Origin of the sequence: Psychrobacillus sp. BM2, assembly GCF_048572895.1 — a bacterium.
Lineage (GTDB): Bacteria > Bacillota > Bacilli > Bacillales_A > Planococcaceae > Psychrobacillus.
Window position 1 is genome coordinate 1092969 of record NZ_CP183878.1, and the last position, 15510, is coordinate 1108478.

13 protein-coding genes are annotated in these 15510 nt (G+C 36.4%); all 13 read left to right on the top strand.

Features of this window, described 5'->3' with window-relative positions; translation table 11 throughout:
- Positions 1 to 336: 336 nt before the first annotated feature.
- The 13 genes from ACN6MX_RS04820 (at position 337) to ACN6MX_RS04880 (ending at position 15504) form a co-directional block, all read left to right on the top strand.
- Positions 337 to 1227, top strand: a complete 891-nt coding sequence (locus ACN6MX_RS04820; protein WP_419961536.1) for a 2-dehydropantoate 2-reductase — start codon at positions 337 to 339, stop codon at positions 1225 to 1227.
- Positions 1220 to 1597 carry a DUF3397 family protein gene (locus ACN6MX_RS04825; protein ID WP_419961537.1) on the top strand — a complete coding sequence of 126 codons (378 nt, stop codon included), beginning with the start codon at positions 1220 to 1222 and terminating at the stop codon, positions 1595 to 1597. Before ACN6MX_RS04820 ends, ACN6MX_RS04825 begins: the two co-directional genes overlap by 8 nt.
- Before the next feature lie 108 nt (positions 1598 to 1705).
- Positions 1706 to 3322 carry a bacillithiol biosynthesis cysteine-adding enzyme BshC gene (gene bshC, locus ACN6MX_RS04830; protein ID WP_419961538.1) on the top strand — a complete coding sequence of 539 codons (1617 nt, stop codon included), beginning with the start codon at positions 1706 to 1708 and terminating at the stop codon, positions 3320 to 3322.
- 1122 nt (positions 3323 to 4444) lie between these two features.
- Entirely contained in the window at positions 4445 to 4876 is a 432-nt protein-coding gene (gene mraZ / locus ACN6MX_RS04835; protein ID WP_419961539.1) for a division/cell wall cluster transcriptional repressor MraZ, read from the top strand.
- A 149-nt stretch (positions 4877 to 5025) separates the two neighbouring features.
- The gene (gene rsmH, locus ACN6MX_RS04840; RefSeq protein WP_419961540.1) at positions 5026 to 5976 is read left to right on the top strand and encodes a 16S rRNA (cytosine(1402)-N(4))-methyltransferase RsmH; all 951 of its coding nucleotides are present in this window, start codon (positions 5026 to 5028) and stop codon (positions 5974 to 5976) included.
- Entirely contained in the window at positions 5977 to 6345 is a 369-nt protein-coding gene (gene ftsL, locus ACN6MX_RS04845) for a cell division protein FtsL (protein ID WP_419961541.1), read from the top strand.
- A 35-nt stretch (positions 6346 to 6380) separates the two neighbouring features.
- Positions 6381 to 8546 carry a penicillin-binding protein gene (locus ACN6MX_RS04850; RefSeq protein WP_419961542.1) on the top strand — a complete coding sequence of 722 codons (2166 nt, stop codon included), beginning with the start codon at positions 6381 to 6383 and terminating at the stop codon, positions 8544 to 8546.
- A 62-nt stretch (positions 8547 to 8608) separates the two neighbouring features.
- On the top strand, positions 8609 to 10516 hold the full coding sequence (locus ACN6MX_RS04855; RefSeq protein ID WP_419961543.1) for a penicillin-binding transpeptidase domain-containing protein: 1908 nt from the start codon (positions 8609 to 8611) through the stop codon (positions 10514 to 10516).
- A gap of 46 nt (positions 10517 to 10562) precedes the next feature.
- A complete protein-coding gene (gene mraY, locus ACN6MX_RS04860) occupies positions 10563 to 11534 on the top strand; it encodes a phospho-N-acetylmuramoyl-pentapeptide-transferase (protein WP_419961544.1) in 972 nt (323 codons plus the stop codon).
- Position 11535: 1 nt separating this feature from the next.
- A complete protein-coding gene (gene murD, locus ACN6MX_RS04865; RefSeq protein ID WP_419961545.1) occupies positions 11536 to 12891 on the top strand; it encodes a UDP-N-acetylmuramoyl-L-alanine--D-glutamate ligase in 1356 nt (451 codons plus the stop codon).
- Between the two features lie 55 nt (positions 12892 to 12946).
- Entirely contained in the window at positions 12947 to 14002 is a 1056-nt protein-coding gene (locus ACN6MX_RS04870; RefSeq protein ID WP_419962554.1) for an FtsW/RodA/SpoVE family cell cycle protein, read from the top strand.
- 1 nt (position 14003) lies between these two features.
- On the top strand, positions 14004 to 14792 hold the full coding sequence (locus tag ACN6MX_RS04875; RefSeq protein WP_419961546.1) for a cell division protein FtsQ/DivIB: 789 nt from the start codon (positions 14004 to 14006) through the stop codon (positions 14790 to 14792).
- Complete coding sequence (locus ACN6MX_RS04880; RefSeq protein WP_419961547.1) at positions 14779 to 15504, top strand: DUF881 domain-containing protein; 726 nt, start codon at positions 14779 to 14781, stop codon at positions 15502 to 15504. The genes ACN6MX_RS04875 and ACN6MX_RS04880 overlap by 14 nt, the downstream gene beginning before the upstream one ends.
- The last annotated feature ends 6 nt before the right edge of the window (positions 15505 to 15510 follow it).

Consider the following 15510-nt stretch of genomic DNA (forward strand, 5'->3'; position numbering starts at 1 on the left):
ATGTATCGAATAAACAAATGAAATAGCGAATGAAATTGCATCTTCGAGAGCTTGTTCTATGAATTAGAAAGTATCTTTTCTCTAGTTAAACAAAAACGCACTAACCTGTTTCTAATAGTTGTAGAAGGGTAAAGGACAGGCAACTGCCATAAGATTACGGAAAAAAGTGAGTATTGGTTGTGACAATCGTCGCAACCAATACTCACTAAAAATTCACTCGATAATCCTATAGTAAGATGTCTGTCCAAAGCCCTGCGAAAACGATAAAAATAGGTTTTGAACTATAAGGACTGGGCATTTTTTTGCCCGGTATTTCTTAAATAATGAGGTGAATTTATGAATATTGGTATTGTTGGTGCAGGAGCAATAGGACTCCTATTTGGTGCATATTTATCGGAATCAGGTCACCATATTACCTTCTTAGTCAGAGAAACTAATAAGGTCGATCATTTTTACATAGTAAAGAAAACTGAAGATCCGGTGCAAATTGTTTGTGATATTGTTTGGGATATAGCTGATTTAGAAAAGATGGATCTTATTATTATTGCAGTGAAGTACCATCACCTTACCCAATTAGAAGACCAGTTAAATTCTTTGCCGCTGCATATCCCTCTTTTATTTATCCAAAATGGATTATCTCATATTGCTTTTTTAGAGCATTTAGAACAAGAAACTATCATGATCGGTTCAGTGTTACATGGTGCTGCGAAAAAAAATAACTCTACAGTTCAACACTTAGGGATAGGTCCAACTTATATTGGGTCTTATAAGGGTGAATGGCATTTTATTAATAGTTTTGTGGAAAATAATAACGACCAATTTCCATTAATATTAACCCCGAATATCGAGCAAATGCTTGTAAAAAAAGCGATGCTAAATTGTTTGATCAATCCATTAACTACCATTGCTCGTGTGTCTAATGGTGAGCTTATTGCGAATGATTCTTACAAAGTTATATTGAAAGATATGTACGATGAAATGATGGAAGCATTTGAGGAATGGAAAGAAAGACTTCCATGGGATGAAGTTGTTGCGCTATGTGTCAATACTGGAGCAAATCGTTCTTCCATGCTTAAAGACTTTGAGAATGGTCGAATGATGGAGCTGGATACTATAGTTGGAGCTATATTAGAAAGAGCAACTCAAAGAAAGCAAACATTGCCGATATTACATACATTTTATTTATTATTAAGTGAAATAAATAAAGATGGTGATAATAATGGTTAATGTCCTTTCTGTTTTCGTCATATATCCCATAGTCGTTTTTTTAGTTGTATTTCTATTTTGTAAATTTATCTTACAAAAAAGAAAAAAGTCAATCGGAATAGCATCTGATATATCGACTTTCTTTTTATATTTTTCTGTTACTAATCTGTTTTCTTTCGTTTTCTTAAAAGAGGTTGGTTGGTATCTTGTTATTTTTTCGATTATTTTAGCAACAATTATAACGTATTTAGAATGGCGCTCTAAAAAAGAAATAGAAGTAATCCCATTATTAAGGAAAATTTGGAGATTATTATTTCTACTATTATGTTGTCTATATGCATTTTTATGGTTATTCGGAGTTATCCGATATGTTTTAGCTTATATAAGCTAATAATTTTCACACATAAATAGTAAGTGATATACTCTTAAAGTATTTAAAATGATAGCCTTACTGAATTTTTACCAAATGAATTTGAAAATAATAGAGGTGGAAAAAAACGTGCGATTAGAGCAGTACACACAACCATTCGCTTCCTCATTTTATAAGAAATATTTAGAAGATATAACTGACTTATCTTCTTTCTTTCATTATGAATGGGATCAAAAGGCACTTAACAAAAGGATTCAAGAAGCTGATTTTAGCAAACATAAAAGAACTGAACTTGCTGAAGTCATAACTTCATATATGAGTAAATATGGTATTTCAGTGAAAAGCAGCCAGCATATAGATGAACTTAGAAACAATGGGATCGTAGTTATAGGGGGGCAGCAAGCAGGAATTCTTTCCGGACCTTTGTATTCAATTCATAAAGCAATTTCCGTTATTACCTTGGCTAAACAACAAAGAGAATTGCTGGGAAAACCTGTTATACCTGTTTTTTGGATTGCTGGAGAGGATCATGATATTGATGAGATTAATCATGTATACATAGAAAGAAGTCGAACGCTTCAAAAGCTTGTTTATCCAGAAAAATCTAGAACTAAAAAAATTGCTTCCGAATCTACTTTTGATCAGCAGCTAATGGATGGTTATTTGGATGAAATTTTCAAAAGCTTACCAGAAACTTTATATACGAAAAATCTCCAATCAAAAGTTATGGAGCTTTTAGAAAATAATTTAACGTATACAAGCTTTTTTACGGCCTTGATGAACGAGCTTTTTCAAGAGGAAGGGTTGCTGTTATTAGACGCTGCATATGAACCATTAAGAAAGCTGGAAAGTGATTATTTCCAATTACAAATATTACATGCTACCGAAATAGCTAAGTCCGTATTTGAGCATGAGGAAAAAATGGAGCAAGAAGGGTATGGCACTCCTATCCAAGCAAAAGAATCCGCGGCTCACTTATTTTACCTTGAAGATGGCGAACGCTTCTTATTGGAAAGAGTGAACAATCGATTTATCCATGAGGCAAAGGGACTCTCATTTACATTTGATGAAATGATGGAAATTGCAAGAGAACACCCTGAAAGGTTAAGTAATAATGTTGTGACTAGACCATTAATGCAGGAGATGGTCTTCCCGGTGTTAAGTTTCATAGCAGGACCTGGTGAAATTGCTTATTGGGGTACACTAAAAACAACATTCGAGCTTTTTGATATGAAAATGCCTGTTCTAATGCCACGAATTAGTATTTCGATTGTCAATGCAAAAACGCAATCATTACTTGAAAAGTTTTCTTTTACTATAGAAGACGTGTGGGATGGATCGCTGCAAGATGCTAAGTTGAATTATATTAATAATAATCGTAATGAAGAAATTCCACATTTGATTGAAGAAATACAAGAGGATCTTACGAAAAAGTATAACGAGCTAGAGAAACTTTTAATAACGGATGGGTTGAAGCTCTCTCCTTTAGTACAAAAGAATTTACAAATTCATGAAAAACAGTTGAAATTTATCCATAATGCAATTGAGGATACATTCTTAAGCAAGTTAGATGCAACAATTAATCGGTATGATCGTATAAGTATGAATCTTGTACCAAATGGTGGGCTACAAGAACGAACATATACACCTATTCAATTGTTAAATGAATATGGTCCAATTCTAATTCAAGACCTATTAAAAGTCCCTTATGAATTTAACGGTAAACATCATGTGATATATATATAAATCGCAATCCCCACTTTCATTAGTGGGGACTTTTTTTAGGTAAGTATATAAAAATGTCCCGTGAATACTTGGTTCATGGTATTTGAAGGAATAATAAATACTGCTGATTTCCGTTTCATCTGTCTCCCTCCTCCCGCCGGAGTCGCCACCTTTCACTACAATCAATATAGTGTGTAGTACGCGACTATGAGATCTAGTATAGCTTATCGCTTAGATGATAAGATTGGTCAAATTATTTGTAATCGCTTTTGAATTAGAAACGCAATTATCCCATGATAGAGGAAGAAAGCAGATTTTCTTTTATACTAGTGGAAATAAAGAGAAGTAGTAAGTGTTTTTCCAATAAAGAAGCGAAAAAGCGAACGAAATTGCATCTTCGAGAGCTTACTCTATGAATAAGAAAGTAGCTTTTCTTTAGTTATCCCAAAATGTACTAACCTATTTCTAAAAGTTGTAGAAGGGGGAGGGACAGGCAAACGCCATAAGATTAACGAGAAAAGAGCAGCTGGTCGTGACGTTAGTAACGACCAGCTGCTCTAAAAAAACATTGGGTAATACTAAAGCAATAAGTCTGTCCAAATCACTTCGGAAACGCTAAAAACAGGTTTTGACCTTAAAGGACCGGGGATTTTTTTGTATATGTAGGACTATCTAAAGATACTATCTATTGGTCACCCTAGTGAGTAGATAGCCACTATTAGTAATTCGATTCTAGACATTTTTGTAGTGAATCAATAAAGTGTTTTGGGGGAATTTTCCATTTCGCAAGTAAAAGTTAATCAATCGCAAGTAAATCCTTTACGACCGAAAGTAAGCTCTAGGTGGAGGCAAGTAAACAAAAGGTGAGAGCAAGTAAAGATAAGATAGAATGTTTCCATGACACCTCCCCCCACTTTCTGTGGAATTTCTTCGTAAATGTGTGGAAATTGCAATAAATACATAAAAATACTCCAATTTTTTCACGTCATAAAGTTCTATGATTACTTTGTTGAAATTGCTAGAAATACTGTCTCAACAAGTACTATTTACACATTTTAAAGAAATATAGTACCTTTTTCAAAAAAACGGTGGAGGAAAGTGGGGCAATGTGGTATGTTATTGACATAAAGTGGGGTGAGTAGCATGTTCATGGGCGAATATCAACATAATGTTGATGCGAAGGGACGGTTAATAATTCCTTCCAAATTCCGAGAGCACTTAGAAGAGAGTTTTGTTCTAACACGTGGTCTTGATAATTGCTTATTTGGTTATCCTATGAATGAATGGCGAAAACTCGAAGAAAAACTAAAAGAACTTCCCGTTACGAAAAAAGATGCTCGAGCATTTACTCGTTTTTTCTTCTCCGGTGCAACCGAAGTAGAAATAGACAAACAAGGGCGTATTAACATCCCAAATAATCTCCGTAGCTATGCAAAAATGGACAAGGAATGCATCATTCTTGGAGTATCGAATCGTCTAGAGATTTGGGCTAAAGATGCTTGGGAAAATTATTTTGTGGATTCTGAGGATTCTTTCAATGATATTGCAGAAAATATGATTGGCTTTGACATATAACTTAATCTAGCAGGAGTTTGACCCCGCTGGATTGAGTTGAAGCCTTTGGCGGATTTAACAGATTTTTTTTAAGGTATTTATCGAGTAAACTCGATAAATATCTGAAATGAACCACGCCAAAGGGAATTTGATTAAAAGGAGGAGACAGCTTGTTTCATCACACAACCGTATTATTAAAAGAGACAGTAGATGGACTAGCTATTCGTCCTGACGGGATCTATGTGGATTGCACGCTAGGCGGAGCAGGCCACAGTGAATATTTAGTACAACAATTAAATGAAAATGGTAGATTGATTTGCTTCGATCAAGATATGACAGCTATTGAAAATGCCAAGACAAAACTAGCACCGTTTTTAGATAAAGTAACATTTGTACATGCAAACTTTCGTTATTTAAAAGATGAACTTTACCAAATTGGTGTTGAAAAAGTCGATGGAATTTTGTATGACTTAGGTGTATCATCTCCTCAATTAGACACGCCAGAGCGTGGTTTTAGCTACAACTATGATGCACCGTTAGATATGCGGATGGATCAAACAAGTGAGTTAACCGCTTACCATGTAGTTAATGAATGGTCATACGAAAAATTACTTAAAATATTTTTCCGTTACGGAGAAGAGAAGTTTTCTAAACAAATAGCACGAAAAATAGAAAAGGCCAGAGAAATAGAACCAATTTCTACGACTTTCCAACTCGTAGAACTGATAAAAGAAGGCATTCCAGCAGCTGCTAGAAGAACTGGTGGACATCCTGCGAAACGTATTTTCCAGGCAATTCGAATTGCTGTAAATGATGAATTAGGAGCAGCAGAAGACTCTTTAGAGGATGCAATTAAGCTTATAAAAGTAGGGGGAAGAGTTAGCGTTATTACCTTCCATTCCTTAGAAGATAGACTAACTAAAACAATTTTTAAAGAAGCATCCTCTTTACCGGATTTACCACCAAATTTACCAGTGATTCCAGCCGGTATGGAGCCAATGTTAAAACTGGTTACTAGAAAACCAATTGTTCCTTCAGAGGAAGAACTGGCAGTAAATAATCGTTCTCGTTCAGCTAAGTTACGCATTGTGGAAAAATTAATTGAAAAGGGAAGTGTCTAAATGGCTATACGTAACCACCAATCACAAACATACATAACACGGCCTTCTTACCCTGAACAACCACATGTAAAGAAGCCGGTAAAACAACGTAATAAACTGATTTCCAAAGGAGAAAAATTTCTTTTTGTGGGATTGTTAACTGTAGTTACTATTCTGTCATTAATGATTATTCAAACACAAACCTCTGTGCGAGCTACAACTACTGATATTTCCTTGTTAGAAAAGGAAATTGACTCTACAGTGAAAAAAAATACTGACTTGTCTATACAAGTAAATGAATTATCTACCTATGATCGCATTTGGAAAAAGGCGGAAGAGCTCGGTTTGAAACTGAATGAGCAAAACGTAAAGGTAGTGCCAGGACAATGAATAAGAAATTTCGTTTTCAATGGGGAGCCTTTCTAATGTTTTTACTATATGGAGGGCTCTTTTTCTTATTACTCAGTCGTTTTGTATTTATACAGTATACAGGCACAGCAGAAGGCCAGGTATTATCAACGAAGGCAGAGAACAAATATAGCAGAGAACAAACTCTTCAAGCGAGTAGAGGCGAAATAGTTGATCGAAATGGTGAAATTATTGCGCAGGATACACTTAGCTACAAGATGATTGCTGTGATTAGCCCAAGTGCCACTAATAATAGTAGTTTACAAAGACATGTTAGTGATACGGCAAAGACTGCTAAAGTATTATCGGAATATATAAATATGCCAGAACAAGAGATTAAAGATTTACTAGATAAGAATATAAAAGCTGAGAAATACCAAGTGGAATTCGGAAAAGCTGGTAGGGACATTAGCAACCAGGTAATGGAAGAGATTAAAAGTAACAAACTACCTGGAATTATTTTTATAGAGGATTTGAAAAGATTATATCCAAATGGCCAGTTTGCTTCTCATTTAATAGGTTTTGCTCTTAAAGAAGAAAAGGAAGATGGGACAGCCGAAGCAGTTGGGAAAATGGGGCTTGAATACATTTATGATAAAGAGCTGACAGGTACGCCAGGAAAAGTAGAATTCAAGAGTGATACAAAAGGGTTTTTACTACCGAATGCTGAAAAAATGGTGACAGAGGCTCAAGATGGCTTGAATATCCACCTCACACTAGATAAAACCATTCAAAACTTTCTAGAAGATGCGATGAATAATGCTCAAGAAAAATATGAACCAGAACGTATGACTGCTATAGTAGCAGATCCAAAAACGGGTGAGATATTAGCTATGTCCCAGCGTCCTACCTTTGAACCGAATACAAGAGAAGGATTATCGACCAACTGGTTAAATGAAGTAACAGAGCAGACAATTGAACCAGGATCTACCTTTAAGATATTCACTCTAGCATCTGCTATTGAAGAGGGAGTATGGGCACCTAATGCTACGTTTAAATCTGGATCCTATACTATATACGATACAACAATTCGTGATCATAACGTAGTAGGGTGGGGAAATATATCGTATTTAGAAGGTTTCCAACGTTCCTCTAATGTATCCATGGCTTACTTACTAAACCAAATTGGAGAGAAAACATTCAATGAGTACATTAAGCTTTTTGGATTTGGACAAAAGACGGGCATCGACCTTCCAAATGAAACAACTGGAATCATAGCAGATTCTGGTCCAGTTGAACGTGTTACTACGACATATGGTCAGGGGACAACTGTTACACCTATACAAATGGTGCAAGCTATGACTGCTATAGCAAATGAAGGAAAGATGATGCAACCCTATATTATAGATAAAATTGTCAATCCAAATACAAATGAAATAGAACTTAATCATAAACCGTCGGAGAAAGAATCTCCCATTTCTGCTGAAACTGCACAACAGGTAAAAGAAATACTGGCAAGCACTGTAACCTCAGAAAAAGGTACTGCCAAGAAGTTTAAGTTAAACGGTTATACATCTGCTGGTAAAACAGGTACTGCTCAAATAGCAAAACCCGGTGGAGGTTACTATTGGGGAAGAAATGATTTCCTCTATTCTTTCTTAGGGATGGCGCCAGTTGAGGATCCGCAGTTAATCGTATATATCATGGTTCATCGACCTAATTTGGAGTTGACAGAATCAGGTTCTGATACGACATCAGAAATTTTCAATACGGTCATGGAAAGAAGTTTGAAATATTTAAATATCGAGCCTGAGAATTTGGAACTTGCGACTCCAATTGAAATGCCTAATGTAATCGGAGAAAATATGATAGAAAGTCAAAGTAAACTGGAAGCACTAGGATTAAAAACTGTAGTTATTGGACAGGGCGACAATGTAGTAGAGCAGTATCCAGAAGCTAATATATCAACTATTTCAAATGGCACAGTCTTTATAAAGGGTCAAGGAGATATTAGGTTGCCTAACTTTAAGGGATGGTCAAAAAGAAATGTTATGGTTTATAAATCATTATCCAATTTACAGATTGATATTGTTGGAGAAGGATTTGTAACAGAACAGAGTTTGACTGGTGGTTCAATCGTAACGGCTGATACTCCAATCGTCGTTCGATTTGCAACTCCAGAGGAAGTAACGAATATGGAGACTAACGAAGAAGAAATAATAACAGATTTACCTCAGGATTAAAAGAGGAAGAGAATAGTTAGAGTCATTTTCTCATAAGTTATCTAAAACGGACTAAAGGGGATTTGGCAATTTCTAAAATAAAACAAATTATGCGTCTACGAATGATTTGGATTATGATTATTTTTTTATTCTTGTTGGTACTTTTCAAATTAGTTCAACTTCAATTTTTTCAATTTGATGAGCTTACGACGAAAGCGAAAGAAAGCTGGGATAGAGAACTACCTTACGCATCGCTCCGAGGAAATATCTTGGATCGTAATGGAGAAGTAATCGTTGGGAATAAGCTTGCACCTACCTTATTTTATATGCCATCTCAAAATGATGATCCAAAACAAGTAGCGGATGAAATTGGACCTTTAATTGGTATGGACAAAGGTGAGCTTTTGGAACAAATAGATAAAAACAATTACTTGATAAAAATTGCACCAAAAGGAAAAAATATTTCTAGTGAACTAGCAATGGACATACAAGATAAGAATATTAAGGGATTGTATGCAGGGGTCGATTATATAAGAGACTATCCTTATGGTAATATGTTATCTAGATTAGTAGGATTCACAGGATATGATGCGCAGGGGCTTGCTGGAATCGAGTATCAATATGATTCCGTTTTAAAAGGTAAATCCTCCGCTGTTCGAATGTTTACTGATGCAAAAGGAGTACCGCTTCCACATGTGGACGATGGTTGGAAAAATGGGGTAAAGGGCAATCATGTTCAACTAACGGTAGATTTAGATATTCAAAATGTAGTTGAACGTGAGCTTACTCAAGCTATGCAAAAGTATGAAGCAACTCAAGCGATTGCAATCGTTATGAACCCCAAAAATGGCGAAATATTAGCACTTGCTTCTGCTCCCAATTTCGACCCATCCAACTATCAAGAGGTGGATTCAACTATATATAACCGAAACTTACCAGTTTGGATGACCTTTGAACCAGGTTCAACTTTTAAGATTATTACATTAAGTGCGGCATTAGAAGAGAATGTAGTAGACTTAGAGGAGGATCACTTTCATGATATTGGTTATTCCATGGTGGAAGGGTCTAGGCTCCGTTGTTGGAAACGTGAAGGGCATGGAGATCAAACATTCTTAGAGGTTGTTGAAAATTCTTGTAACCCTGGCTTTATTGAACTAGGAAATAGAGTTGGTGCAGAGAAGCTATCAGAATACATACGTAACTTTGGATTTGGTGAATCAACAGGGTCAGGGATGGCTGGGGAATCCACGGGTATTCTATTTAGTAAAGAAAACTTTGGACCAGTTGAACATGCTACCACATCCTTCGGCCAAGGGATATCTGTTACTCCTATTCAACAAGTGCAAGCTGTAGCTGCGGCAGTTAATGGTGGTTATCTATATAAGCCATATATTGTAAAAAATACAATCGACGGTGAAACAAACGAAATATTGTCAAGTAGCGAACCAGAGATGAAGCGTCAAGTTATTAGTGAGGAAACTTCCGCTATTGTCCGAGACGCTTTGGAACACGTAGTTGCGGAAGGGTCGGGTAGAAACGCCTATCGGGACCAACTTCGAATTGGTGGTAAAACAGGTACAGCACAAAAAGTTCAAGATGGCCGATATATGGAAGGGGAATACATCGTTTCCTTTATCGGTTTTGCACCTGCAGATGATCCAGAACTTATTGTATATGTGGCAATTGATAACCCAAAACATAGTAGTCAATTTGGAGGGGTTATTGCAGCACCTATTGTAGGTCAAATTTTAGAAGACTCTCTGAAGACAAAAGGAAGTGGCACCCAACTGGAAAAAGAATATAGATGGGGAGATTTGGAACAAGTCCGTACACCAAACCTAGTGGGAACGAAAAGAAAAGAAATCACGTCCTATATGTATCCGTTCAATATTGTTTGGCATGGAGAGGGAGATGAAATAATATCCCAGCTACCTAAAGAAAATGGGCTTATACCAATAGATGGAACGATACATGTTTACACAAATAAATAAAATAGTACATTCATTAATAGGTGATCGTATTTAAGGAGATTTTTTCATGACATTATCTACAACGGTAATTACAATTATTGTTAGTTTTTTACTTTCTGTTATTCTTGCTCCAATTGTTATTCCATATTTAAGAAGAATGAAATTTGGTCAAAGTATAAGAGAAGAAGGCCCTCAGTCTCACCAAAAAAAGGCGGGTACTCCTACAATGGGAGGGCTAATTTTCTTAGCTTCCATTATTATTTCTACACTCGCTCTTTCATTTTATTTTGATAAGTTAACGACTCAGTCAATTGTATTATTAGTTATTCTGGTAGGATTCGGTGTCATTGGCTTTTTAGACGATTTTATAAAAGTCGTATTGAAAAGAAATCTTGGTTTAACATCTATTCAAAAACTAATTGGTCAAATTCTAATTGCAGTCCTTGCCTACTTCTTACTTAAGCAGGGCCCATTTGATACAAACATCGAAATACCGTTTACACAAATGGAATTACCTTTAGGACAATTGTATATTGCATTCTTAATATTTTGGCTAGTTGGGTTTTCAAATGCTGTCAATTTAACAGATGGCTTAGATGGTTTAGTAGCAGGAACTGCAACAGTTGCGTTTGCAACATTTGGTGTTCTTGCACTTGCTTATGAACAAACAGATATAGCTATATTTACATTCAGTGTTTCAGGTGCACTTTTAGGGTTTTTATTGTTCAACAAAAATCCAGCGAAAGTATTTATGGGAGATACGGGTTCTCTTGCATTAGGTGGGGCACTAGCAATGGTATCTATTCTTGTTAAACATGAATTATTATTACTGTTAGTAGGGGTTATTTTTGTAATTGAAACACTGTCGGTAATATTGCAGGTAATTAGCTTTAAAACAACTGGTAAACGTATATTCAAAATGAGTCCAATTCACCATCATTTTGAATTATCAGGATGGAATGAACGTAAAATAGTTACCGTATTTTGGGCAATAGGTTTTATAGCTGCAATGATTGTAGTCTGTTTGGAGGTTTTGTGAGATGAAGAAATTGCCAATTGTATTTCATAAAAAGATACTCGTTTTGGGATTAGCAAAAAGTGGTACTGCAGCTGCAGAAACGCTTCATGATTTAGGAGCTTTCGTTACTGTAAATGATTCGAAACCATTCGAACAAAATGAAAATGCCCAGTATTTGTTGTCCAAAGGGCTAACTGTCATTTGTGGAAGTCATCCAGAGGATCTTTTGGACGAAGGATTTAGCCTTATCGTCAAGAATCCTGGGATACCTTATACGAATCCAGTCATTTCAGAGGCAAATAAAAGAGGTATACCTGTATGGACGGAAGTAGAGCTAGCCTATCGTATTAGCGATGCCCCAATGATAGGAATTACAGGCTCAAACGGAAAGACGACAACGACAACATTAATATTTGAAATGCTTGCCGCAGCAAATAAAAAACCGAAAATAGCCGGGAATATTGGGACGGTGGCAACTAGTGTTGCAAAAGAAGCGACAGCAGACAATATTATCGTAACCGAATTGTCTTCGTTCCAACTTATGGGTACCGAAGAGTTAAAACCTAAAGTTTCCGTCTTACTTAACTTGTATGAGGCGCATTTAGATTATCATAAGGATTTTCAAGAATATACAGATGCTAAATTTAAAATTACCCAAAAACAAGATGCTACCGATTGGCTTGTTTATAATGGGGAGCAGCAAATTGTTAAAGACTATGCCCAAAAGAGTATGGCATCCAAAATACCTTTCTATGTGAGCAAAAAAACAAAGTTGGGTATTAGTGCGGATGAACTTTACGTTTACTGGAACGGCGAACCATTATTCGAACGATCGCTCATTGCCCTACGAGGTAAACATAATTTAGAAAATGTATTAGCTGCTACTGCTACAGCATTAATGATGAATTGTTCAGTAGAAGCTATTATACAAGTGTTATCGGCGTTTCAGGGTGTGAAGCATCGTACTCAGTTCATCAGGGAATGGAAGGGACGTAAGTTTTATAATGATTCAAAAGCTACAAATGCACTTGCTACTAAAAGTGCTTTGGAAGGATTTACAGAGCCAGTTATATTAATAGCTGGTGGTGTGGACCGTGGACATTCATTTGATGAACTAATACCATACTTGAATCGTGTTAAAGCATTAGTCCATTACGGTGCGACTAGGGATCGACTGCAAAAGTTTGGGGAAGAGCAAGGAATATCTTCAGTAGTTAGTGTCGACACATTAGGGGAAGCATTTGGAATGGCAATAGACGCATCTTCGGAAGGGGATGTCGTATTATTATCCCCTGCCTGTGCAAGTTGGGATCAATACGAAAGCTTTGAGGTACGTGGAGAAGAATTTATCGACCGAGTTATTTCTTTAGAAGAGTAATGAAAGGATGACCTAAACGAAAGATACAAGAAAATTTATTTTCCTATTTTCTGTACTGTTTTTATCCATCATTGGTATATTGTTTGTCCATTCCGCGGGATCCTATTGGAGCGAAGTCCATTATAAAGGGCAAACGCCTTTTGCGTTTAAACAAGCAGCGTATTTAGTTGTAGGAATTGTTGGGGCATTTATTATTCAAAGGTCGGGTTTCATACGGTCGGGTGGATTTTGGAAAGGTTTATATGTAGTTGCAATCCTTATGCTAATTGGTGTTTTAATCCCAGGTATTGGAGTAGTCCGAAATGGATCTCAAAGCTGGATCCCACTTGGGTTTATGAATTTTCAGCCAGCTGAGTTAGCTAAAATAGCTGTTTTAGGAGTTTTAGCTATCACTTTAGCAGATGAAAAAAAGTCTAAAATGCAAATGTATATTCAGAGTGCAGTCCTGCTATTATTGCCGATTGGCTTTATCATGGTTCAACCAGATTTTGGCTCAGCATTTGTATTGGTCGTTGCTGTATTCTTTTTATTGTTTGCGGCAGGTCTTACTTTTAAATTCTTCCTTTGGATAGGCTTGAGCGGAATTATTGCCTTTGTGTTATTAATCGTTTCGGCGCCATATAGACTGGTACGAATTCAAGCCTTTCTAGATCCTTGGAAAGACCCACTTGGCTCTGGGTTTCAGGCAATCCAATCATTGCTTGCAATAGGCCCGGCAGGATTATTCGGGTTTGGCTATGGAAATAGCCGCCAAAAGTTTTTATATTTGCCGGAACCTCAAAATGATTTCATCTTTTCCATTCTGCTTGAAGAGTCGGGTTTCATTGGGGGGTTCATAATTGTACTTGCCTTTGTGATTTTCTTTACGACCAGTTTCACGATGGCTGCCCGTGCAAAAACACGTGAACGCCAGTTAATGATTGTTGGTTTGACCTCCCTATTAGCGGTACAGACATTTCTAAATATGGGGGTAGTTACGGGCCTTTTACCAGTGACGGGAGTAACTTTACCATTCATCAGTTATGGGGGATCTTCGTTAGTGATGACATGGGGGATTATCGGAATTATTTTAAATTTAGCTAAAGAAACTGATAAAGAAGGGAGGCGGTAGAATGGAAAAAATCATCGATATTGAAGATCGTATACCTACACTAAAAGAGCGCAGAAGACGTAGAACAAATAAAAAATTTTCCATTCTACTTTTTCTCTTTGTTACTACGCTATTGATAGTCCTATATTTTCAATCTTCCTATAGTCAAATTCAAACTATCTCACTAGAAGGTGCAAAGCTTGTTCCTGAACAATTGTACATAGAAGAAAGTACATTGGTTATCGGCGAATCGATGTGGAGTTTTAATGAAAGTAAAATTGAAAACCTATTGAGTCATAATGCATGGGTAGAATCAGCGCAGGTAAAGCGTGAATGGTTAACAACCGTTCACATACAGGTAAATGAATTTAAACAAATTGGATACTTAGAGGATGGAGATTTTCTTCATATTATTTTAGAAAATGGACAGATTATTAAAACAGATGGACAAGTTATACCCAAAGAAGGTCCCATATTTACTGGATTTGATGATGAAAAAGTTCGTCAAAGAATGATTAAAGAATTAAAACTATTAAAAAGTGAAGTGTTAACGGGTATTTCGCAGATTAAATATACACCAACAGAAAACGATGCCTATTCCATTCAAGTATTTATGAATGATGGCAATGAAGTTCAGGCTATCATTCCATCATTCGGAGAGAAAATGAATTATTATCCGTCTATTGTTTCTCAATTGAATCCAGAAGTGAAAGGAATCGTAGATTTAGAAGTAGGAACATTTTTTCAACCATATGTGGATGTGTACAATGTACCAGTAGAGGAGGAGGTTGTGGAAAATGAGGAAGACTAAACTCCTTAAAGTGCCATCTAAAGGACTTATTACTATATCGATGGTAAGTTTAGTGTTAGGATTTATACTTGCATATTCGTATAGCATCTCCTCAGATGACACAAAAGAAAACGCTTCAGATGTCTCGGGGTTCCGAGAGCAAGAAAAATATAGGGAAAAATTAGTAGAACAAAAAGAACGAAATAAAGAGCTAACAGAAGAAATTATCGTAAAGCAGCAAAAAGTTCGGGATTATGAACATTCCTTTGTAGAGAGCGAAGAAAGTGTGGAAGAGCTGGTGGAAGAAGCAGAATTACTTCGATTATTAATTGGTGATATCCCATCACAAGGAAAAGGAATTACTGTTTCATTGGAAGACGGGGCTTATAATCCTTCACAAGAAAACCCCAATGATTATATTGTACATGAGAGTCATGTGTTTAAAGTGATCAATGAATTGAAAATTTCAGGTGCAGAAGCTATATCGATTAATGGTCAGCGGCTTCATGCAAACTCTTATATCCGGTGTACAGGCCCTGTAATTGTAGTAGACGGAAAGACTTTTCCTGCTCCATTTACAATTGAAGCAGTAGGAGATCCAAAAGTATTACTTGCCTCTGTGAATTTAGGCGGAGGCGTGGTAGACCAACTCACCAGTGATAATATAGTGGTAACTGTCGGAGAAAAAGATTTAATAACGATGCCTGCTCTACGGGAAGATGATTATAGCTGAGTAATA